Source organism: Proteus terrae subsp. cibarius (assembly GCF_011045835.1).
Taxonomy (GTDB): Bacteria; Pseudomonadota; Gammaproteobacteria; order Enterobacterales; family Enterobacteriaceae; genus Proteus; species Proteus cibarius.
This window is the reverse complement of sequence record NZ_CP047349.1, coordinates 784,817-808,276: the sequence shown is the minus strand read 5'-3', so window position 1 is coordinate 808,276 and position 23,460 is coordinate 784,817. Positions and strand designations below refer to the sequence as shown.

22 protein-coding genes are annotated in these 23,460 nt (G+C 37.7%); 13 read left to right on the top strand and 9 right to left on the bottom strand.

Going from position 1 to position 23,460, the window contains the following annotated elements; all coding sequences use genetic code 11:
* Positions 1-43: 43 nt before the first annotated feature.
* The gene (locus GTH25_RS03695; protein WP_075673473.1) at positions 44-1,372 is read right to left on the bottom strand and encodes a D-serine ammonia-lyase; all 1,329 of its coding nucleotides are present in this window, start codon (positions 1,370-1,372) and stop codon (positions 44-46) included.
* A 12-nt stretch (positions 1,373-1,384) separates the two neighbouring features.
* Entirely contained in the window at positions 1,385-2,722 is a 1,338-nt protein-coding gene (gene dsdX / locus GTH25_RS03690) for a D-serine transporter DsdX (RefSeq protein WP_075673474.1), read from the bottom strand.
* Positions 2,723-2,945: 223 nt separating this feature from the next.
* Here dsdX and dsdC point away from each other — a divergent pair, with 223 nt between their 5' ends.
* Positions 2,946-3,890: a DNA-binding transcriptional regulator DsdC gene (gene dsdC, locus GTH25_RS03685; protein WP_075673475.1), complete on the top strand. Its 945-nt coding sequence runs from the start codon at positions 2,946-2,948 to the stop codon at positions 3,888-3,890.
* A 266-nt stretch (positions 3,891-4,156) separates the two neighbouring features.
* Here dsdC and gss read toward each other — a convergent pair whose 3' ends face one another.
* Positions 4,157-6,034, bottom strand: coding sequence for a bifunctional glutathionylspermidine amidase/synthase (gss, locus tag GTH25_RS03680; protein WP_099659940.1), 1,878 nt, complete (start codon positions 6,032-6,034; stop codon positions 4,157-4,159).
* 602 nt (positions 6,035-6,636) lie between these two features.
* On the opposite strand from gss, the gene GTH25_RS03675 reads away from it, so the two are divergent.
* The 6 genes from GTH25_RS03675 (at position 6,637) to efeB (ending at position 11,207) form a co-directional block, all read left to right on the top strand.
* Positions 6,637-6,924, top strand: a complete 288-nt coding sequence (locus tag GTH25_RS03675) for a helix-turn-helix domain-containing protein (RefSeq protein ID WP_072063612.1) — start codon at positions 6,637-6,639, stop codon at positions 6,922-6,924.
* Between the two features lie 303 nt (positions 6,925-7,227).
* Positions 7,228-7,785 (top strand): iron transporter, encoded by a 558-nt coding sequence (locus tag GTH25_RS03670; RefSeq protein WP_099659941.1) that lies wholly within the window; start codon positions 7,228-7,230, stop codon positions 7,783-7,785.
* 67 nt (positions 7,786-7,852) lie between these two features.
* Positions 7,853-8,200 carry a cupredoxin domain-containing protein gene (locus GTH25_RS03665; RefSeq protein WP_075673478.1) on the top strand — a complete coding sequence of 116 codons (348 nt, stop codon included), beginning with the start codon at positions 7,853-7,855 and terminating at the stop codon, positions 8,198-8,200.
* Between the two features lie 2 nt (positions 8,201-8,202).
* On the top strand, positions 8,203-9,039 hold the full coding sequence (locus GTH25_RS03660) for an FTR1 family iron permease (RefSeq protein ID WP_164530334.1): 837 nt from the start codon (positions 8,203-8,205) through the stop codon (positions 9,037-9,039).
* Positions 9,029-9,952 carry an EfeM/EfeO family lipoprotein gene (locus tag GTH25_RS03655; protein ID WP_099659943.1) on the top strand — a complete coding sequence of 308 codons (924 nt, stop codon included), beginning with the start codon at positions 9,029-9,031 and terminating at the stop codon, positions 9,950-9,952. Before GTH25_RS03660 ends, GTH25_RS03655 begins: the two co-directional genes overlap by 11 nt.
* Positions 9,942-11,207, top strand: a complete 1,266-nt coding sequence (efeB, locus tag GTH25_RS03650) for an iron uptake transporter deferrochelatase/peroxidase subunit (RefSeq protein WP_156733062.1) — start codon at positions 9,942-9,944, stop codon at positions 11,205-11,207. Before GTH25_RS03655 ends, efeB begins: the two co-directional genes overlap by 11 nt.
* A 61-nt stretch (positions 11,208-11,268) precedes the next feature.
* Here the strand turns inward: efeB and GTH25_RS03645 are convergent, their stop codons facing one another.
* Complete coding sequence (locus tag GTH25_RS03645) at positions 11,269-11,958, bottom strand: helix-turn-helix domain-containing protein (protein ID WP_075674131.1); 690 nt, start codon at positions 11,956-11,958, stop codon at positions 11,269-11,271.
* A 231-nt stretch (positions 11,959-12,189) separates the two neighbouring features.
* Here GTH25_RS03645 and GTH25_RS03640 point away from each other — a divergent pair, with 231 nt between their 5' ends.
* From GTH25_RS03640 to htpX, 5 genes are all read left to right on the top strand, one after another.
* Positions 12,190-14,526 (top strand): molybdopterin-containing oxidoreductase family protein, encoded by a 2,337-nt coding sequence (locus GTH25_RS03640; protein WP_164530333.1) that lies wholly within the window; start codon positions 12,190-12,192, stop codon positions 14,524-14,526.
* Positions 14,527-14,528: 2 nt separating this feature from the next.
* Positions 14,529-15,080, top strand: a complete 552-nt coding sequence (locus tag GTH25_RS03635) for a 4Fe-4S dicluster domain-containing protein (protein ID WP_072070981.1) — start codon at positions 14,529-14,531, stop codon at positions 15,078-15,080.
* Between the two features lie 2 nt (positions 15,081-15,082).
* Positions 15,083-15,901, top strand: coding sequence for a dimethyl sulfoxide reductase anchor subunit family protein (locus GTH25_RS03630; protein WP_109419518.1), 819 nt, complete (start codon positions 15,083-15,085; stop codon positions 15,899-15,901).
* A 286-nt stretch (positions 15,902-16,187) separates the two neighbouring features.
* Entirely contained in the window at positions 16,188-16,748 is a 561-nt protein-coding gene (locus GTH25_RS03625; protein WP_109419517.1) for a LemA family protein, read from the top strand.
* A gap of 76 nt (positions 16,749-16,824) precedes the next feature.
* Complete coding sequence (gene htpX, locus GTH25_RS03620; RefSeq protein ID WP_075674127.1) at positions 16,825-17,790, top strand: zinc metalloprotease HtpX; 966 nt, start codon at positions 16,825-16,827, stop codon at positions 17,788-17,790.
* A gap of 100 nt (positions 17,791-17,890) precedes the next feature.
* On the opposite strand, the gene GTH25_RS03615 is transcribed toward htpX, so the two are convergent.
* The 4 genes from GTH25_RS03615 to GTH25_RS03600 form a co-directional block, all read right to left on the bottom strand.
* On the bottom strand, positions 17,891-18,073 hold the full coding sequence (locus tag GTH25_RS03615) for a DUF2526 family protein (RefSeq protein WP_075674126.1): 183 nt from the start codon (positions 18,071-18,073) through the stop codon (positions 17,891-17,893).
* 87 nt (positions 18,074-18,160) lie between these two features.
* A complete protein-coding gene (locus GTH25_RS03610) occupies positions 18,161-19,393 on the bottom strand; it encodes an MFS transporter (RefSeq protein WP_164530332.1) in 1,233 nt (410 codons plus the stop codon).
* A gap of 186 nt (positions 19,394-19,579) precedes the next feature.
* Positions 19,580-20,350: an ABC transporter permease gene (locus GTH25_RS03605; RefSeq protein ID WP_075674124.1), complete on the bottom strand. Its 771-nt coding sequence runs from the start codon at positions 20,348-20,350 to the stop codon at positions 19,580-19,582.
* Positions 20,347-21,282: an ABC transporter ATP-binding protein gene (locus GTH25_RS03600; protein ID WP_075674123.1), complete on the bottom strand. Its 936-nt coding sequence runs from the start codon at positions 21,280-21,282 to the stop codon at positions 20,347-20,349. The genes GTH25_RS03605 and GTH25_RS03600 overlap by 4 nt, the downstream gene beginning before the upstream one ends.
* 785 nt (positions 21,283-22,067) lie before the next feature.
* Between GTH25_RS03600 and can the strand changes: the two genes are divergently transcribed.
* Positions 22,068-22,721, top strand: coding sequence for a carbonate dehydratase (gene can, locus GTH25_RS03595; RefSeq protein ID WP_075674122.1), 654 nt, complete (start codon positions 22,068-22,070; stop codon positions 22,719-22,721).
* A gap of 72 nt (positions 22,722-22,793) precedes the next feature.
* Here can and hpt read toward each other — a convergent pair whose 3' ends face one another.
* Positions 22,794-23,336, bottom strand: a complete 543-nt coding sequence (gene hpt / locus GTH25_RS03590) for a hypoxanthine phosphoribosyltransferase (RefSeq protein WP_036932823.1) — start codon at positions 23,334-23,336, stop codon at positions 22,794-22,796.
* Positions 23,337-23,460: the final 124 nt, after the last annotated feature.

The following is a 23,460-nucleotide window of genomic DNA, read 5'->3' as shown; positions in this document are numbered from 1 at the left end:
AAGATGCTATCAGAACAAAAACTGATAGCACCCGTTCTACACTCTATTTTCCTTGAGCGAGATATTTTTGCATTTCATCCACAGGAACCATACCCCCCCCCGTCGCCCACACTAAATGCGTCGCATTTTGCATTTTTTGACTGTCCAGTGATAAGCCTTGCAGATAATCTTTAGCTTGAGTGACATGTATAGCACCAGCCATTCCCGCTAAAGCCGAAGGTTCTAACTTAATCCCTTCTTCTTTATTTAATAAACTGAGTAAGTCATAAAGCTCTTGGTCATCAATAGTGTAATAACCATCAATTAAGCGCTCCATTGCGCGACCTACGAAGCCTGATGCACGACCAACAGCAAGACCATCAGCGGCAGTGACGTTATCGATACCAATCTCTTGTACTGAGATGCCTTCATGTAATTGGGTATAAACGCCCAATAACATACAAGGTGAGTGCGTTGGCTCTGCAAATAAACAGTGTACTGCATCACCAAATGCCAATTTCAGCCCAAAAGCAACGCCACCAGGACCACCACCAACACCACAAGGCAGATAAACAAACAGAGGATGTTCACTATCAACACGAACACCTTGTTCTTCAAATTGGCGTTTTAAACGTAATCCCGCTACCGCATAACCCAAGAATAATGTTTTTGAGTTTTCGTCATCGATGAAGAAACAGTTAGGATCTTTCTCTGCCTCTTTACGACCTTCTTCTACCGCGATGCTGTAATCTTGTTCATATTCAACAACATTCACGCCATGGGAGCGTAATTTATCTTTCTTCCACTGACGTGCATCAGCAGACATATGAACACTCACACTAAAACCTAATTTCGCACTCATGATCCCAATAGACATACCTAAGTTGCCTGTTGAACCTACCGCGATACTATATTGGCTAAAGAACTCACGGAATTTATCAGAAAATAATTTTTCATAATTATCATCTGTACTTAATAATCCCGCATTGATTGCCAATTTCTCAGCATGAGTCAGTACTTCATAAATTCCACCACGAGCTTTAATTGAACCTGAAATAGGCAGATGACTGTCCTTTTTCAAACGCAATTGACCGCTAATGGAGGTGTTATAACGCTTTTCAAGAGCAACTTTCATCTTAGGAATATCAACCACTTCTGATTCGATGATCCCTTTAGTAACCGCTGTTTCTGGAAATGCTTTAGCTAAATAAGGTGCAAAACGTTGTAACCGTGCTTGTGCGTCAATTACGTCATCTTGCGTTAAACCAACATATGGAAGTCCCTGGTCAGTGGTGGTCACTTTTGGGTTAAACCAAACCACTTCTTTTAAGTCCACTAAGTCATTAACTAGTGGAAAATTACTTTTTAATTTATTTATATCTATATGGTTCATAGTCGTTCTCTTTTATATGACAAAAGAAAGCATAAATGTACCGCCTAATGCGACAAAGGAGGCAATAAAGGTCGCGACACTGTAAAAACGAAAAGTTTCACTTAAAGTTGCATTACAATACTGCTTCACTAACCAAAACAGTGAGTCTGTGACGATGGTACAACCAATAGCACCTGAACCAATTGCTAATGTAATAATTTCAGGGCTAATGTCTGGGTATAAAGGCATTAATGGTGCAACAATTGCAGTAGCTCCCATCATTGCAACAGTTGCAGAACCAACAGCTGCATGAAGGATAATGGCGACTAACCAAGCCAATAAAATTGGATGCATATCCAAGTTAGAAAGAATTAACGCTAAAGATTCACTTAAACCACTACCTTTTAAAATGCCGTTAAAAGCACCACCCGCACCAATAATTAATAAGATGTTGGCAATAGAGCTAAAGCTATCTTCTGTTTTCTTTAATAAAGTATTCATTCCCATATTACGGCGAATACCTAACACATAATAAGCAACAAAGGCAGCAATAAACATCGCAGTAATTGGGTTACCAATAAACTGTAACGCGGTATAAACCGATGTACCTTTAGTCATATTTAATTCTGCTGCTGTTTTTATCAGCATCAAAACAATAGGTAATAAGACAGTAAACAGAGTCGCACCTAATGAAGGTAAATCTTTTTCTTCACGAATTTCCATATCAGAAAATTCTTCAGGTACGGTTTTAAATGGTAAGCGCTCGCCTAACATTTTTAAGAATAGAGGACCACCGACTAAAGATGCAACTAAGCCTACCGCAAGACCTGCAACAATAACGGTTCCCATATCTGCCCCTAATTCATTTGTTACGAATAGAGCAGCTGGATGAGGAGGAACAATACAGTGAACAGCCATTAATGCTGTACATAATGGGATAGCTAATTTTAATAATGATGTATTTGTTTTTTTCGCAATTGAGAAAGCAAGAGGAATAAGTAATACCACACCCACTTCAACAAAGAGTGTAATACCACAAATAAGACCAACCAATACCATAATAACGTCTGGAGATAACCAACGGCACTTTTGTAATGTAATACCAATCCGTTCTGCAGCACCTGATATTTCCATCATCTTACCAAGAATAGTGCCTAAACCGATAATTGCCGCTAAAAATCCTAACGTACCACCAATACCATTTTCAATCGCATTTACCATTTCTAAAGGATTCATCTTCATTGCAGTACCCACAAAGAAGCTTGCCAATAGTAAGGCTAAAAACGGATGAAACTTAAGTTTTATTATAGTAAAAACAATGAGCAAGATACTCATTATAAGAGTACCTAGCACCCATAACGTTGAATCCATATATCCATCCCAAATATTTTATTTATTGTTAATCATATTGAATATTAATCATTCGGTACTTACAAATGATGAAAACTTACACTAAGATGAACTCAATTAACTCAAATAAGTGATCAAAAGCACAAATAATCACATTATGACGAGTGGTGGCATGGTATTTCATCTTAACATTAGCTTGATTGTTAACTTACGTTACTATTAACAACGAAACGAGAATAAAAGAATGTTTGAATCTTCTAACGTGATTTTAAGAAATAAACGATTATCCAGTTATCAATTAGCAAGACTTCACACTTTTGAAGCAACAGGTCGTCATCTTTCATTCGCTTTAGCGGCAGAAGAGCTATCATTAACCCCCAGCGCCATTAGCCACCGTATTAATACATTGGAAGAAGAGCTAGGCATTAAGCTATTTAATCGCTTTCATCGCCGAATTGAGTTAACAGAAGAAGGAGAGCGTATTTATTGGGCACTTAAAAAAACACTAGAAGATATTAACCAAGAGATTTTGGATATTCATAATCAAGAAGTCTCTGGTGTTCTCACTGTTTATTCTCGCCCTTCTATTGCTCAATGTTGGTTAGTCCCTCGTATTTCAGATTTTACTGAACGGTATCCATCCATTGAATTAAATCTACTTACAGGAAATGATGATATTAACTTTCGAGGTTATGGTATTGATCTCGCAATCTATTTCGATGATAAGCAACTACAAAACCTTTATTGCGAAGATTTAATTTCAGAATCTATTATTCCTGTATGCAGTCCCGAATACGCAAAAAGGCATGAGCTTGTCGGAAATATTCATCATCTTTCTAATTGCACTTTGCTACATGATAGACAAGCGTGGAGTAATAACTCTGATTTTGACGAATGGCGAGCTTGGAGTGAATATATGGGGCTTTCACTTTTTCCTAATCGCAGCAATATCTGTTTTGACCGTTCTGATCTTGCTGTTATCGCTGCTGTTAACCATTCAGGGGTGGCAATGGGAAGAAAACGTCTAGTGCAAAAACAACTGGCTAATAAAGAATTAATTATTCCTTTTGATAATAGTGAACTTTTTTGTGCTCAGCGTTATTACCTTGTCACTCGAAATGAAAAAAATAATGCTAAAGTACAACTTTTCATTCAATGGCTGAAAAAACAAATCAAGGAAAGTATGTAATTTTTTAAGGAAAATCCGATGAAAGAGATGACTTTTTCAACACAACAAATTATTGCTATTGCAGAATATGCAGGGCTCACGATCCCAAGTTGCAATTTCCGTATAAATCCACTCATTAGATTCAAGTGTTGAAAGCAATGCTAATAACTCACTAAGCGTTTCAAATTTTTGTATCATTCTATTTTTCACTAAGGATCTCGTTATTTTTACAATAAACCCGCCAATTAGGCGGGTCTATTATTTCTTGATTCTTAACGTCTATGATCTTATTTAGCTAAAAAGTGTTTATCTTCAACCACTATTAAAGGCTCAATATCACTCTCTTTTTTAATCACCAGAGTTGGGTCTGAACGTAAACAACAACCACCATAATGCCCTCCAACAGTAAAGGTGCAAACTTGGATATAACGATTTGCCACTTTTGGTAAGCACCATAGTTCTTGGTAAATATTTTCTTGGTGTTCAAATTGGCCTTGAGTTTCGTCCAACACATTCTCTTTATGATCAACCAAGCCAATGTTACTACCACAACGCCCAGCAATAGGTTTAATGGCATAACCACTTTTTGCAAGACGAGGCGTCACCGTAAAATCAGTATCTAATAAATAAGGGTTATCAGGGAACAATTGCCATAAAACCGGTAAAATGGCTTTATTACTAGGAATTAATGTCCAAAGAGGCTCAAAAACTGTAATTTCAGGACGTAAAAGTACATCAACTAAACGTACTTCATCTTCAGGATGCCCTGTACGAATAGGGATCAGTGCTTGTTGTTCACTCTCTTCTCTTAATTGGTCTAACGCCGTTTCCCAAGCCCATGTTTTCCAGACACATTCAACGACACGTTTGTCTGCATCAATTAATTGACCACGACTATTCCAATGAAGCTCATCTAATCCACGCAGAATTTTACTGTTATAACCCGCTTGAGTCAGCGATTGTTGCATAAACAGAGCATGATAATCTTCTTCACTATCATCATCTTGAAGAATATGTACAAAAGGTTTCGCATCACTGTGTTTCCACGCATCGGCTAATGCATCAAGCAAGCGTTCACCAGGGTTAAAACCCTCTTTAACTCCACCTTTCTGTGCCCATTTTTCGATAATTAAACCTGCTTCTGTATGGCAAGAGGCAGAGTCAGCATTATATTCATAAACTTTGACACCGCGCTCATCCATGCAAAAATCTAATCGTCCCGTGATCATTTGATGACGTCTGTTTTGCCATGATAAACGGATACGAGGCCACAACACTTCAGGGATATCGAATAAACGCAGTAATTTATCGTCTTTTAACACTTTTTCGGTTGCATGTAGATACATCAAATGCATTTCATTACTTGCGCGAATAAGCTCCTGCTCTGCACTTTCTGAGATGGTGAAATATTCATAGCTATCTTGATTAATAATATGGCCGTGTTGTGCAAGGACATAGGCTTTTTCTAGAGGCGAGTTTTCATCTAACCACTTGCCATCTAATTGACCTTTATTATCAAGCTGTTCGGCATGGATATTTAACAGTTCTGGCACAATTTTAGGTTGAGGAAGACTATAAACATTAGGCTCTGTTTGGATCATCCAACCTAATAGCGTTGTATTATCAAAAGTATCTTGAATAAAGTAGCCGTTATCCGTCACTTTAAGAGGCAATTCCCTTGTCCATTGTTGCCCTGCTGGCAATCGAGTGTGGATAACATTTTGTTCTGCAATACGGATCTTATCTTCAAGTACTTCAGTAATAACAGCGACATGCCCAGTTACTTTGAACTCACCACCTTCTTGCCAAATCAGTAAAGCACCCACAGCAGGGGGTTGTTTGCTACCATTTGCAAAGGCTTGTAATGGCAATATATCGTCATCTATGGTTTTACGTAAAAAACGCAGTGAAAAGATCTCATAAGCCATTCCCACATCAGTAAATACAGCCCCATAATGCAAATAGAGAAAACGGCGAGCGAACTCAACACACTGCCACTTGTGCCCCATATATTCATTACCAATATAACTGCGGAATGAATCATTAGCGGCATAGTCTTCTTTATCAATACTGCTGTAATCTGAAGAGTAAATTGCGACACCACCAGGCGCATAGCCTAACAATGTTCCAAATGGTTCATGACGAATGATATCTTTTACATTCATAATCTCGACCTTGACGATAAATAGATAATTACCCTGCAACACTTATAATCTTGCCTAAGTATTATAGTTAACAATCTTAACGCCGTAGCCTATTAGATGTGAATGTAATTTTATAAATTTCAATAAAGTGAGGATAGTTGTTTGAATTTAACACGGGTTTAAGAAAGGAAATCTCGACGATATAAAAAAAAACTCAAAAATAACCCATTATAAAAAGGCATAAAAGGTATTTTCGAGTATAAACACAGTCAAAGAGGGCTTTATCTTTCTTGTTATAGCCTCATTATTTACTCTTTATTAATCACAAATGCGAGCACAAATAACAGATAAAATGGTGTTTAGGCAATATATAGCACTGTTTATCAAAAAATTCTCGACAATCCTGCTGGAAATAAGAAGGATATCAAAATAGTTTAATGAAAATTAATATCATCTTATAACATGATGGGTATAAATAATTCACCCAATTAACCGATAACACATTAGTATGGATTTTACTCATTCAAGCCGGAGTGCTTGTATATTTTGAAGATCCATCACGGAAACTTGATATTCAATTTATTGGATATTATTGGTGGTTGATAGGAAGAATGAGGTCACTAATGTCAAAGATTTATCCCATTTCTCAAATTATTGGGCATAAAATTCGTAAACAACGCCAGCAACTTCGCTTGTCAGCGAAGGTTGTCGCTGAACGAGTCGGTATTAGCCAGCAACAATTTTCACGTTATGAGAATGGGCTATGTAAGATTGATGTTGATATGCTCTTTCATATTGCACAAGAGCTAAAAGTCACCCCTGCATTTTTCCTACCGCCAAATGAAGAACAAGTTTCTGCTGTAGCATTGACACAATCCAAACAGTTTTGGAGTGCTCAAAGTCAAATTTAATATTCTTGGTATGGAAATCTTCTGTTTTATCTTCTCATTAAGATAAATAAGATTTCCATATATCACTCTTAATTATATGATTTTATTAGATATTATTACCTAGAGTTATTAATTCTCTTCATATATTTCTTTTAGAACAACAAATTTTTTTCTTTTATAAAATAAAGTATTAGCACCATTTTCTCTGATTTCCCCATCAACTTAAGCGATATTTTTCGTACAGATTATCTCCTATTTCTAATACAAATTATGTTAACCTTATTAAGAATAATAACAATTATCATTCAATAATAAGGGTTAAACATGAAATATCGCTATACTCTCTCTCTCACTGCACTCTCATTTCTTTCTGCATCTGCATTAGCCATTGAGTATCCAGTAGGTCACCCTATTCTTAAAAATGGTATGGAAATTCAAGGGGTTTATCTCCAACCTATTACCATGGATACTGAAGAAGGTCATCATGCGATGAATCACTTAGCTGCTGATAAAGCAGATATCCATTTAGAAGCAGATATTCATGCCACAGAAGATAATCCGAATGGATTTGCTGAAGGCGATTGGATCCCCTACCTCACCATTGAGTACACCGTAACAAAATCTGATGCACCTGCGAAAAAACAGCAAGGCACATTTATGGCAATGGTTGCCAATGATGGCCCTCACTATGGTGAAAACCTGAAGCTGGATGGAAATGGTCAATATAACGTGACCTATAAGATTTATCCGCCTTCATACAACAAAGATATCGCTTTTGGTCGCCATATCGATAAAGAAACTGGCGTTGCACCTTGGTTTGAACCCTTTGAAGTGTCGTGGGATTTCACCTATAGCGGTACAGGCCGTAAAGGTAGCTACTAATTAGCTTGATAACGGATAAATCCAATCATTTGGATTTATCCTTTTTCTCTTTTTAAGTGAAACGCTGATGATCAAAACTCTCTCTAAATACACATTATTACTACTGCTAATGGTGACATCCTCTGCTTTTGCAGCAGAGAAATACACTGTTGAGTTAGAAATGAAAGATGGCGAACTTATTCCACAAACACTTGAAGTTCCTGCAAAAACACCCATTAGAATAAAAATTCGTAATACAGGCACTAGCCCTGTTGAATTTGAAAGTACACAACTACGTAAAGAAAAGGTATTAGCACCAGGCGCAAATTCTGTCGTTGTAATCGCACCACTAAAACCGGGTCGTTACAGCTTCTTTGATGATTTCCACCTTTCTCACCCTCAAGGTGAAATTGTTGCAACTGAAAAGGCAGAGTAAATATGGGACAAGTTCTGTTTGTTGTTTGGCGAGAAAGTTTTGAAGCGCTATTAGTAGTAGGCATTATTTATGCGTGGATAAAACGTTCACCAACACCACAACAAGGTATGAAATACTTGTGGGGTGGCGTGATATTTGGGCTCTTTCTTGCCGTTATTCTAGCGCTAAGTATTTATGGTGTATTTAGCTCCCTAGAAGATATGTGGCAATCTCTATTTATGATCACAATGGAGATCCTCGCCTGTGTGCTTATTGTGCAGATGGTCTATTGGATGAATGGGCAAGGAAAATCATTAAAAGCAAATATAGAAAATGAACTCACTCAAAAAACACAGCAACAAAGTGCGTGGGGTATTTTATTGATTATAGCCATTGCGATTGCCAGAGAAGGCAGTGAAGTGGTGGTATTCCTTTCTAGCCATATAATGGCCCTCAATACACAAACAGTACTGCCTTTCTTTATTGAAGTCTTTATTGGCTTAGTTGTCGCAGCATTCACACTGTGGCTATTTCTGCTGACTTCGAAAGTGGTTTCATGGCGCTATTTCTTTACCGTAACCGGTTTTTTATTACTATTCCTGGCCGTTTCTCTGTTATTAAAAGCCGTAGAAGAAATTGCAAATCTACTGATTGAAATGGATTTTGAATTACCTGATTTCTTTATTTATCCACTTTGGGATATTAGCCATATTCTTGATGATTCGAGTGTTTTTGGTAATTTTTTAGTTTCGTTTTTTGCTTACCGCTCTCAACCTATTGGCTTAAGCGTGGTGACATTTATTCTCTATTGGGTGGTTGTCGCGCTATTATTTAAGCGAGGTTCTCGCCATGCTAAATAATGCAAAATCGAAAAGTAAAAAGCTCACCGCTTTTCTATTTATCTTGTTATTTTCTTTTCCTGTTTATGCCGAAAAAATTATTCAGGGTATTATTCAAGATAGTGAAAACATCGTTATTGCCAAAGGGGATATCCCGACCCCTAAAAAGTTCGAAACTGATATTTTAAGTTATCGAGAAAAAGCTGTTGAGCAATTAACGCTAGTTGAAAAATCGCTCGATAAATTAATCGAGAATAGTGAAAAAAATCAGCTTATTAATGCACAAAATGCTTATCAACAAGCGCATTATCATTATGAAGTTATTCGCCCTATTATCGCCCTTTTTGGATCGAGCGAACGTTTATTGAATAATCGAGCTGATTTCTTTCTTGAAAGAGAAAACTCACCTCGTTTTTCAGGATTTCATTTAGTTGAATATCAACTGTTTAAATTAAGAGATCCTCAAAACGCGACAGAATCGGCAAAAGCCCTTTTAAGAGGCATTAGTGACTTAAAAAAACGTGTCGCAATTGAAGATATTCCTATCCCTAAATTAGTTCAATCTGCGGGTGATAACCTAGAGTTTATTTTGACTGACAAACTCGCTGGTATTGAAAATCAATATTCAAACAGCGATCTGGGAGATAGCTATGCCAATTTATCGGGATCGCGCCTAATCGTGGAGATCTTATCGAATCACATTCCAACGGCTGAATATCAATCTCTTATCAAACAATATGACGATATTGGTGCTCTACTTTTAAAATATCAGCGTGATGAAGGTCTATTCCAGCCTTTAACGGCGCTTCCTGAAACAGAAAAAAGTTGGCTTTTTTCTCAAGTGACACAATTAGCAGAGCAAGTCGCGAACTTACGCAGCACGCTCAATATTGATGTTTACTATCACTATAAAGAAGCAAGTGATGAAAAATAAAACTCTCTTTAAATCACTATCAAAAAATCCTGTTAACCTCAATAAACGTACAACGTTAAAGTGGCTAGGAGGAAGCTTATTACTCGCTAGTATGGGAGCTAAAGCAGTAGAAAGACAAGAAGCTTCATCAACTTCGCGTTATCAACGCGCTATTGCTTATTTAGGTCAACATCAAGCGGGCGTTATTACACCAGAACAAAAACATGCCTCATTTATTGCACTTAATCTGACAATAACAAGCGCCGATGAGGTGAAAAAAATATTCACAATACTGACACAACGAATTGCGTTTTTAACGCAACCTAGAGAACTACAACAAAGGGCTAATCCACACCTTCCTCCTGCTGAGTCTGGTATTTTAGGCACACAACTACACCCTGATGAATTAACCGTCACCGTCGCTTTAGGCGATAGTTTTTTTGATAGTCGTTTTGGTTTTCAAGCTAAAAAACCTAAACGCTTAGAGCCAATGAAACCCTTTCCTAATGACCGACTCGATCCTAAATGGTGCGGTGGCGATCTATTACTGCAATTGTGTGCAAATAGCCAAGAAAGCGTGATTTATGCGTTAAGAGATATTTTAAAACACCTGTCCGGGAAGGTTTATGCTGTATGGAAAATCGATGGTTTTCTTCCTGCTCGTGATATCGATAATCGACAAACGCCGATTAATCTTTTTGGCTTTAAAGATGGTTCTGGTAACGCGCCTTCTTCAGATAATAGTTTGATGGACTCTCTTGTATGGATCACTGAAAAGCAAAAAGAACCACAGTGGTGTTTAGGTGGAAGTTATCAAGCGGTTCGCCTTATTCGTTTTGCTTTGGAATTTTGGGATAGAACACCTCTTGAAGATCAAGAAAATAACTTTGGACGCCATCGCTCAACCGGAGCGCCAATAGGTATGAAGCAAGAGATGGACGATCCTCAATTTGAAAAAGATCCTCACGGTGACAGGGTGCTATTTGATTCTCATATGCGACGAGCTGAACCAAGAAATCCAGAACGTTATAGTGCCAAGTTACGCCGACGTAGTTATAGCTACTCATTAGGATTAACGCCTTCAGGTCAACTAGATATGGGGCTAATTTTTATCTCGTTCCAAAATAACCTTAAAAAAGGCTTTATTGATACACAAAAACGTTTAGACGGTGAACCCTTAGAGCGTTATATCAAACCTTTCGGTGGTGGATATTACTTCGTGTTATCCGGTATATCTCAAGAGGGTGATATTCTGGCAAAAGGACTATTTGATTAATCAACACAATTTAGGCACTTTGTTTTTTCTGCAAAAGTGCCTAAATAACGCCTCTAGCAAATTAACGAGAAAAATGCGCCATTTTTGCTTTTAATGCATTGCCCAGTTCCATTTGCCTTTCTGGTTCAATAAATCCCATCGTCAATACTGCAGCTACCATTTCCCCTTTTTTATTAAGTACAGGGCATGAAATAGATTGTGCACCTGGAATGCCTTCTGCCGGCTCATGACGAATTGCAAAACCTTGTTGGCGAATAATATTTTGCTGCTTTGTTGATAAATCAGCTTCAATTTTTAAATCACTAAAAGTGGCAAAAACAGCACCTGCAGCACTAACTTTATGAGGAACAGGAGTATCAGGTAAAAAATCGATATCAACATGTTTAAAGCTACGATTATAACGGGTTAAAAACAGTTGATTACCTTGAGAAATTACCAGTCCGGTAGACATATTCTGTTCATCTCTAAATTCACATAATAACTGATTAATCTCATCCACGAAGGATTGTGGCTTTGGCGTCGCCTGTGCTAAAAAAAGAATTTTACTGCCCAAACAATACTGGCTTCCTTCACTCTCTTGATACAACATTTCAGAGCGACAAAGTGAAACTAAATATTTATGTAAGCGACTTTTTGAAAGTGAACAGGCTTTTGCAATATCTGACGATCGGGCAATACCTCCATTCGAAGCAATAAATTCAAGAATGGTAATAGCGATATCAACCGAGTTAACTCCTTGAGAATTCTGCATTTATTTTTCCCATACCTATTCGTTGTTTACTTTGTTTTATGACGATATCCCATTATTCTTTTTTTGTCATTTTTACTAGTTTATTTCACTGAAACCTTATTTTAAATAGGGCTTTTTAATCATTTTCTGTCGATTATTTTCTTTGTCTATTTTTAGATGATCTAACTCAAGGTTAACTATATATGAATTGGGTTTATATATAGTTAACTTTTCTTGTGCGTGAGAATGTCTATGTCTAAAAATCAAAAATGGGAATTAAATAGAAGAACGTTGTTAAAAGGAATGGGCGCCATTGGCGTGGCTGCTCTTTCTCCTAACGCGTTCAGTCTAGTTAATGAAAATAAACCCATATTTAACCAGAAACCACGGATCAAATTATCCGAGTATAAAACCTTTCGTTCAACCTGTGCGATGGAATGTTTGCACTGTAACCTAACAGCTTTTACACATAAGGGGAAACTGATCAAAATTGAAGCCTCTGAAGGCTTTAATGTGAAATGCTGTTTGCGTGGAATGAGCCGAACTAAGTGGGTATACCATAAAGATCGTCTCACCACACCTTTATTGCGTGTTGGCGAAAAAGGAAAAGCAGAATTTAAGCCGATCAGTTGGGATGAAGCGCTAGATCTTATTGAAAAAAATATCAGAGAAACCATTGATAAGTTTGGCAATGAGGGACTATTTATCTCTACTCATGCGGGCAATATGGACTCGATTAAAAATGATATGGGTAAAGCATTTTTCGATTACTTGGGAGGCTCAACAAAACAAGCAGGCTCTTTATGCTGCTCTGCGGTAACCGCAGCAATGATCCCCATGGTAGGTCTACGCTATGCCGATACTCGTGATACTGTAAAAGATAGTCGTTATATTCTTTGCTGGGGCAATAACCCTGCTGTCACCATGCAAGCATATTTTAAAAACTACAATCAAGCTCGTCGAAACGGCGCCAGAATGGTAGTTATTGATCCTCGCTTTAATGAAACTGCAGCTAAAGCCGATGAATGGATCCCAATTGTACCGGGTACAGATACTGCTCTTGCATTAGGTATGATCAAAATTATCATTGAAGAAAATCTCACTGATAAACCTTTTTTACGTGCACATACAGGGGCTGTTTATCTTGTTAACGCACAGCAAAAACTATTACGCCAATCTGATGATGACCAAGATAGCTATCTGGTTTTTGATACCCTGAGCCAGCAACTTGTTCACCATGAAACACCCAATATTGTTCCTGCGTTAACTCATGATGAACTACCAGCTAATGCTGATTACGTGACTGTCTTTGAGCAAATTTATCAACAAGCCCAGCCTTGGACTATCGAAAAAACGAGCCAAGAAACAGATATTCCAAAAGAAACGATTATTCGTTTAGCACGCGATTATGCCACCACCAAACCGGCAATGATTGTGCAAAATATGTCAGGTGCTCAACGAACAGAGTTCGGTGCTTATGTTGCTGCAAGCCAGTTTTATCTCGCTTTATTAACCGGCAATATCGGTAAAAAAGGTGCTGGAATTTGTGATGCGGGCGGTGCTCGTCAAATGGCGAAATTTAGCCCAATTATTCCACCAGCACCGAATGCAAAACCCATCAAACCTATCCCCGTTGCAAAAGTCGGTGATTGGATTGTCAATGAAAGACCACACCCAATTAACTTTTGGTGGATCATGACAATGGGTGTAATGACGCAACTTCCTAACACCAATATGGTACGTAATGCACTGAAAAAAGTTCCTTTTGTTGTTGTCGCTGATAACTTGATGTCATCCACGGCTCTTTATGCTGATCTAGTACTTCCTGTTACCACTATTTTTGAAGATACCAGCTTAATGGCAGGAGTTCGTAGCCAATATGTGCAATTAATGGAAAAAGCCGTTGAGCCACCGGGAGAAGCAAAACCTGATTACTGGATCTTTGCTCGTCTTGCTGAGCGCTTTGGCTTTGGTGAAGTCTTTAATCAACCTATTGAGCATTACATTGATGCTTGCCTTAAAGGTTCTGGCATTACTCGTGAAATGCTGGAAAAAGGTCCAGTGCGCCCAGTTGAGGGTGATTGGATCCCATTTAAAGATGGTGTTTTCCGTACCTCAACGAAAAAAGCACACTTCTTTATTGAAGAATGGCAGGGCAAGAACTTCTCCCCTATTGTCACCTATTACCCAGTAAAAGAATCAACAAAAGGTTCACCTGAACTTGCCAAGAAGTATCCTCTGATGGCAGTACAACGCAAACTCGCCCGTAGTGTTCACTCTAGTCATGGTATGAATGAGTGGATCTTAGAAGTACAGCGCAATCAGCCTAATATTCTTATCCATCCTAATGACGCCTTAGCTCGCGGTATTAAAGATGGCGAATGGGCTATCGCGTTTAATGATCGAGGTGAGCACCGCGCTATTGCCGTTGTGACCACTCATATTAAGCAAGGCGTTGTCTCATTGGATAATGGATGGTGGGAGCAACAAGGCGGAAGTAGTAGCCATGTCACCAATGATCACGTAGAGCCTTTGGGTAATGGTCATTGCTGTAATAGCACCTTAGTTAACGTAAGAAGGGAGGCATGATCATGGCGAAGAAACAGTATGGTTTTCTGATAAATACCAAAGATTGCTACGGTTGCCGTACCTGCTCTATGGCCTGTAAATCTGAAAACGTGACACCTCCCGGTGTGCTATGGCGTCGTGTTCGTGAATTCAACGAAGACCAACCTAATGCACAAGCCTTTATTACGATGTCTTGTAACCATTGTGATGATCCACAGTGCCTAAAAGTCTGCCCTGCTGATACTTATACCAAACGAGAGGATGGTATTGTCGTGCAAGATCATGACAAATGTATTGGTTGCCAGATGTGTATCATGGCCTGTCCTTACAATGCGCCTGTTTATGATCCAGTTGAAGGCAAAACCAGTAAATGCAATATGTGTGCAGATAGACTGGATGAAGGTTTGAAACCACGTTGCGTTGAATCTTGCCCTACGGGTGCCATTGAATTTGGCGAAATTGAAGATTTACGTAAAAAACATACGACAAATTGGGCTTTATTAGAAAAACGCTATGGCGTTCCTGATCACACCATCAGTAACCCTAATATTGTCATTATTGGTATGGAGGATTGATCATGCATGATTATCAACTGCCGTTAGTCCTGTTTACGGTAATGAGTCAATGGGGCATTGGTGCAGTATTAGCACTTTCACTGTATCAATGGCAAAACCAATCTCAAAACGCTGCAATGCTAAGTACCAAAGCATTACGAACAACCATTGCACTGATTTGGCTAATTGAAGTTGTGGGCTCATCAATGTCAATGGGACACTTAGGTGATCCACTTGGTGCTTATCGTTCTGTTTTAGGTATTGCTCACTCTTGGTTAAGCCGTGAAGCAATTGCTTTCGTTATGCTTAATGGATTGATTTCATTATGGGCATTAGCAAGTTGGGTACAGCCTAATGCTATTCGTCGTAATAGTTTGATTGGATTGTTTTGTGGTGTGATTGGTTTACCTATTATCTTGGTTACAGCACAAATCTATTACCAAATGCAAGCACATCCGTTATGGCATACACCAGCAACACAAATTAGCTTTATTGGTACAGCGTTGCTACTTGGTTTTGGCTCAATGATCCCTTGGTTACGTTTACAAGGTAAAGCCATTAGCAATTCATTAAAAATAGGAACATTTATCGGCGCCTTATTAGTGTTTGTGGGATTAGTTATGCGAGCGCAAGTACCTGGTGCAGATGTGACAAGCCTATTATTGTGGTGGCAAGTCATTGCTAGTTTGATTGTGGGTATTTGTATTATTACGTTGTCTCACAGTGCTTCATTTAGCAAAGCATCGCTCTCTGTTATCGCTATTTTGATGCTTTTTAGCGGTGAAATCACCGGAAGAATGCTGTTTTATGGCAATGTAATGTCTCAAGCGCCTTGGTTCTAAGTGTTTTATCTCTGAGTTAAATAGTCACTTAACACGCTTATTTAACTCAGAACCTTCCCCAATATTTCACTTGATATTTTTATTTACCTTAACATTACCTTTAATTTTTCCCCGAATTTATTCGGGGCTTTTTTTATCTTATCTAATATTATTGATTTTGCTTTATCGGTACTCTTTTTATCTTTGATGAAATAATCATCTAGCTATCTTTATCAATAATAGGCAAAATTAACCTTAATGATGTAATACAATTACCTGTTTACTATTGGAAAAGAGAGCGCTTCGCATGACTGGATTAATTATTACCATCGCGTTATTGGGTCTTATTTTTTATTATTACAACCGTATTATCTCTATGCGTGAAGCGGTTATCTCAAGTGAAACTGAAATTTCAGTACAATTAGATCGTCGTGGCAAAGTCTTTGACAGCTTATTAGCTACCGTAAAAAAATACCTCAGCCATGAATCTGAAGTCTTTACTAAAATTACTGAATTAAGAACAAAAACTCAAAGCGCAAATACCAAAGAAGCCAAAGCAGCTGAAGATGAATTATCAAAAATTGTCTCAAGTGGTGCCATTAATGTTGCGGTTGAAAATTACCCTGAATTAAAATCCGACACCATCATGGCAAATTTACAAGAAGAGATTGTTTCAACAGAAAATAAACTCTCTTTTGCAAAGCGCGGCTATAACCGCACTTTAGAACAATATCGCGCTTTCATTGCTTCTATCCCTGCAGTCTTTATCGTGAAGATTTTCCCAAGCCTTGTTATTGATAAAGAGTACTGGCGTCTTGATGAAGGAACCATTAAAACGGAAGAAGCGCGTCGCATTAATTTCGATTAATTTTATAGTAATAAGAGATAGTTATTACTTCTAGATTGATAAAAACAGCACTTAACGGTGCTGTTTGGAGTCACTAATGGATTTCAGAAATGTTCTACGAAAAAATGCTATTCGAACTCGTTTTGTTATAGCAACATATTTGCTCTTAATGCTTATGATCGGTTTGCTGGTGGATACGGCTATCGGCGCAAATCCCTATTTAGATCTGATCGATAATATGTGGGCATTTCTGACGTTTCAATCTCTTCCCATTGCCACATTAATTATTCTCGCTATTTCGATTTTATTGCTTATCTTTATTCATTTTAAAGGGCATAAAATCATGCTTACAGGGATGAACGCGCGATTAATTAGCCCTGATGACACCTTAAATGCACAAGAGCGCCAATTACTCAATATTGTTGAAGAGCTTAGTTTAAGTGCAACTCTGGGCTACATTCCTAAACTCTATCTTCTTGATACACCTGAAGCCAATGCTTTTGCAGCCGGTTGGTCTGAGAAAAATGCCTTTATTGGTGTAACAACGGGTTTATTAAGTCGTCTTAATCGCCAAGAAGTACAGGCTGTATTAGCTCATGAAACAGGACATATTATTCATGGTGATTCACGACTGACATTATATGTTGGCATATTAGCCAACGTTATTTTGACGGTAACAAATATCTTTGGCAGTCGTTTATATATTGCCTCAGGTAATCGAGGTGGTAAAAGTAATGACGCAGCAAGTAAAGCTCGACTGATTTTAATTATTCTAAACTTTATTTTGCCGATCATTACACAGGTACTCTATTTCTATTTATCCCGAACTCGCGAATATATGGCAGACGCTGCGGCGGTTGATTTAACCCAAGATAATCAAGCGATGATTAATGCACTAAAGAAAATTTCAGCACAGCATGACACTGAAAACTTTGAAGATGGTTCGACGGGACGAGCTTACCGTAAAGCTGCTTTTATTTTTAATAAAGGGGACTCATTTTTTTCAACACACCCTTCCATTGAAAATAGGATCGCAGTGCTAGAAGGTCGAAAGACGTTTTAATTCGTATCATACAAAGCAGTCAAAAGAAAAAAGCGTTTTCCCCTGTTTATCAATATGGTTCAAACGCTTTTTTAATTCTTATTTCTTAGCAACAATCCGATTAACGCTGTTTTTCACCGTGATGAAAAATAGCGGTACGTAAACGCTCTTGTTGCTCATAACGCAGTGGAAATTCAATCGTTTTATCTTTACCTAATTCCACTAAAAGTTCATTCATGGTTTGAATACTGGTTGTAGCAATAGCGTCATCAACCTGTTTCACCATTTCACTATAATGAGACATCGTGATCTCCTTTTTCTCATAAAAATCTTAACCGCTATCATATTACAAGAAAGAGAAATTCTATATTTTTAGTCGCACAAAGCAGGATTAAATTGAGTTAAGTGGCTTATTTTTTGTCTCTTGTCCCAATAACATCACCGCTAATATTCCAATCACTATTGAAAAACTGAAAATCAGAAATATTGAGCTTATTGCAAATTGATATTGAACCAAATATCCCACCATTAAAGGCCCTAATATTCCGCCAATACGTCCTATTGCTGTTGCTGTTCCAGCTCCTGTTGTCCGAATTCCATCGGGGTATTGTTCTGGCGTATAAGCGTATAAAGCCCCCCAAGCGCCCAAATTAAAGAACGATAACAACATACCGAAAATAAGTAATGTTGCCGTTGAATCAGCCACGCTGAAATAATAAGCACTGATGGCCGTTCCGGCTAAATAAGTCACTAAAACAAACTTTCGCCCATAGCGTTCAATTAACCACGCCGCCGTAAAATAACCAGGCAACTGCGCTAAAGTCATAATAAGCACATATTGAAAGCTCTTAATTAAGCTAAAGCCTTTTAACATGGCAACACTGGGTAACCACAAGAAAATACCGTAATAAGAGAAAACGACACAAAACCATAAGATCCATAACATTAGCGTTGAACGACGATATTGTGGTGACCAAATTAATGCCATTGATTGTCGAATCGATAGACGTGTTTTTTTCTGTGAAATATGCGATGAAGTAGGCTCAGGTAATTTTGAACGTAAATAGAGAGCATATACCGCAGGTAATGCACTTAATAGCATCGCCATACGCCAGCCATAATCAGGAATAATAAAGTAAGCAATCAACGCTGCAATTAACCAACCGACAGCCCAAAAACTCTCTAATAAAACAACAATTCTGCCTCGTTCATGGGTTTCAACACTTTCACTAACAAGCGTTGAGGCAACGGGTAATTCGCCACCTAATCCCATTCCAATAAAGAAACGTAAAACAAGTACCACCATCAAAGAGCTTGCTAATGCCGTTAACCCACAACCTAAGCTAAACAGTAACAAAGTAAAGATAAATACGGGTTTGCGCCCTTTTCTATCAGCCATAATGCCAAACACAAAAGCACCAACAGCCATTCCGATTGAATTTACACTACCAATCCAACCCAATTGTGATGCCGTTAATCCCCAATCTTCTTTTAATGCCGTGAGTAAGAATGCGAGTAATCCGACATCCATAGCATCAAAAGTCCACCCCATACCTGCAATACATAAAAGCTTATTACGAGAGATTGCCTCAGGTGCTTTACCTGTTTGGCTTGCCGTTGTCATTACATTTCCTTTTTATCCCCTGCCAAAGTGTTTAGTATACTAAACAAGAAAAATCTCTTTGTTAATAGCAAAATCATAATTTAAATAAAAATTAACATTTATGCTGAAAAAATAGCTAAAAAAAATCGGTATCTCTAAATAAGATACCGATTTCAACTTTTATAACTTTCTATTTTGCTTTTTTGATTAGCTTCTTAAACCTCGGCCTTTTTCAATTAAATACCATGCAATAACGTAAAACACGGCAATGAAAAGACACAAAACACTAATCGTTACGGTTAAAGAGACATCCGTAATGCCCAGAAAACCGTAGCGGAAACCACTAATCATATAAACAATTGGGTTAAGCTTGGATACACCTTGCCAAAATTCAGGTAATAGTGAAAGTGAGTAGAATACGCCACCTAAATAGGTTAATGGTGTTAAAACAAAGGTTGGAATAATACTAATATCATCAAAGGTCTTCGCAAAAATCGCATTTAATAATCCAGCGAGAGAAAACACAATTGAGGTCATCAGTAATGTCACTACGACCATTGTCCAAGAATGTATTTCTAAAGGCACAAAAAATAGTGAAATTAAGGTCACTAATATACCAACACAAATACCACGAGCCACACCACCACCAACAAAACCGGCAATAACAACATGCGTTGGTACTGGTGAAACTAATAATTCTTCAATGCTACGTTGAAATTTCGCACCAAAGAAAGAAGAAGAAACGTTCGCATAAGAGTTTGTTATCACTGCCATCATAATCAGGCCAGGAACAATAAACTGCATATAATCGACACCGCCCATATCGCCAATTCGTTTACCAATCAGGTTGCCGAAAATAACGAAATAGAGAGACATGGTTATTACGGGTGGAATTAATGTCTGTACCCAAATACGACCGAAACGAGTAACTTCTTTAATCCAAATGGTTTTGAGGGCTACCCAATACAGCTGAATCATTCCCTCTCTCCTTCTACTGTATGCTCTTCATTAACTAAGTGAACAAATAATTCTTCAAGACGGTTGGCTTTATTTCTCATACTTAACACTTGAATACCTTGTGCATTAAGCTGAGCAAAAACACTATTTAGTCCTTGCTCTCTTTTAACATCAACTTCTAATGTTGATGTATCAACCAAGCGATATTGATAATTTTGTAATTCAGGTAATGGGCTTTTTGGCGCAAGATCTAAAATAAAGGTTTCAGACTCTAATTTACTTAATAGCCCTTTCATACTGGTATTCTCAACCAGCTCGCCCCGTTGAATAATACCAATATTCCGACACAGCATTTCAGCTTCTTCCAAGTAGTGTGTGGTTAGGATAATGGTAGTGCCTTCAGCATTTAATTGTTTTAAAAACGTCCACATTGAGCGACGCAATTCAATATCAACGCCAGCGGTAGGCTCATCAAGAATAAGTAATTTAGGTTGGTGCATTAATGCACGCGCAATCATTAAACGGCGCTTCATTCCCCCAGATAAAAAACGTGCTCTATCTTCACGCTTTTCCCATAAATCTAACTGGGTTAAATAAATTTCGGCACGTTCTAATGCCAATTTACGAGGTACCCCATAATAACCGGCTTGATTGAGTACAATTTGTAATACGGTTTCAAAAGGGTTGAAATTGAATTCTTGTGGCACTAATCCTAATTGACGTTTTGCATTGACCATATCGGTATCGGTGTCATAACCAAATACTTTGACTTTACCGCTACTCTTATTAACTAAAGAGCTAATAATACCAATCGTGGTCGATTTGCCTGCGCCATTAGGGCCCAATAAAGCATAAAAATCGCCAGCCTCAACGGTGAGATCAATTCCTTTTAGCGCTTTTACGCCATTGTGATAAGTTTTCGTTAACTCCGTTAACTCCAATGCATACGTCATATGTGGGAATTACCTTTTATCAACTGCATTATTCAGCATTAACTGAGCTGAAATCAGAAAATAAGCTTAGTTTAAAGAATAAAATGGAATAAGTTATTCTAGAGAATATTCGGTGCCAAATAAACCGTTTTAGAGCTTATGACACAAACGAATAAATAAATATTTTTTAACTATTACAATAATAAAGAATAAGAGATGGAGAGAAAGAAAATTAACTATCAAGGCCCTGGTTCTTTTATTTCTTACGAATATTCTGATGTTTTAATAAATTTATCCCTCGGTGCAATCATTTAGCCTAATTGATACCAATAAAATAATTGCCTTTGTTTCTCAAGTTTACTGATGGATATTATCTCGTCATTTACTATATCAATCAATGATACTCATTCTTTTTTATCAAATTTATTTTCAGTGTAATAATAAAGTGAGTAACCATAAATATAAGATTTATTTATAAATTTTTTATGGGGTTCTATTTTTGAATAACACAATGGCTGGCTTAACAAACGGTTATCTTTTTACACATTTGATTTACATCAAAGAATGTATTGATAAATTAATTAAACAAATGCTATAAAAAGATCTATCTTATTTGAAAGCGAAAAATTACAAGCAATTATCTGTCACTTGGCTTTAAAAAAGCCCTCTGATTAATTCAAAAGTAATGGTATAAAAATACCCTTTCTTAATGGATCTATCGCATCCAACAATAACACAAGAGCTATTTCGTGTTGGCGTACTGTCAGCGCAAATGGTGGGAAACCGAATTTACAGGCAGTCACGTCATGATGAGAAAAATTGAAGAGCTGTTAGCCAATAACAAGCAATGGTCAGAATCTGTTACTGAAGAAAATCCTCAGTTTTTTAAAGATCTCTGTAAAGGCCAAAAACCTCACTTTTTATGGATTGGTTGCTCTGACAGCCGCGTTCCAGCAGAAAAATTAATCAACGCAGCACCGGGTGACTTATTTGTTCACCGTAATGTGGCAAACTTAGTCATTCACACTGACTTAAACTGCCTTTCTGTGATCCAGTATGCGGTTGATGTATTACAAGTTGAACATATTATTGTCTGTGGTCACTATGGTTGTGGTGGTATTGAAGCCGCTATTGAAGGCACTGAATTGGGACTTATCAATAACTGGTTACTGCATATCCGTGATATCTGGTACAAACACAGTTCTATGTTAGGTGAACTAGCTCCACAAGAACGATTAAACTTACTTTGTGAACTAAACGTTATTGAACAAGTGTATAACTTAGGCCATTCAACGATTATGCAAGCCGCATGGAAACGTGGGCAAAAAGTGATGATCCACGGTTGGGTTTACGGCTTAAATAACGGTGAACTACACGATCTTGATGTCACCTCTGATAGCCGTGAGAAACTTGAACTTTCTTATCGTCAAGCAATGGCAAAATTGAGTCATCCACGTTAATAAGATACGTTCGATTAAATAACAAAAAACCCGCCTAGAGCGGGTTTTTAACTGCTATTTTAAGTAAATAAATTACTCATCTAATAATGTTACATGCCCAATATAAGGTAGGTGACGATAACGCTGTGCGTAATCAATGCCGTAACCAATAACAAATTTATCTTCGATGGAATAACCAATCCACTCAACAGGAACATCCACTTCACGGCGAGAGGGTTTATCCAATAAAGTACAGATAGAAATAGAAGCGGGCTCACGTAAGCTTAGAATCTCTTTAACACGATTTAAGGTGTTACCTGAATCGATAATATCTTCAACAATCAGAACATCTTTACCACGAATATCTTCATCGAGATCTTTAATAATTTTAACGTCACGTGTTGACGTCATACCATTACCGTAACTTGATACAGTCATAAAATCGACTTCATGGTTCACGTCAATTTCACGGCATAAATCTGCCATAAAAATAAAAGAACCTTTTAACAAGCCGATTAAGACAAGATCATGTTGGCCTTGACGTGGGCGGTAATGTTCTGTGATTTCACGACCTAGCTCAGCAATACGCTGTTTGATCTCTTCTTCAGAGATCATGACATCAACAATATGTTTCATGATTAATTTCGATTGGGTTAACGGGGAAAGCAATCGATTGTACCAGAACTTCCTTCATCATGCGACGATCTGATTTAATGAAAATAAAGGCACAAAATATCAATTTCATGCCCTTTATTAATTT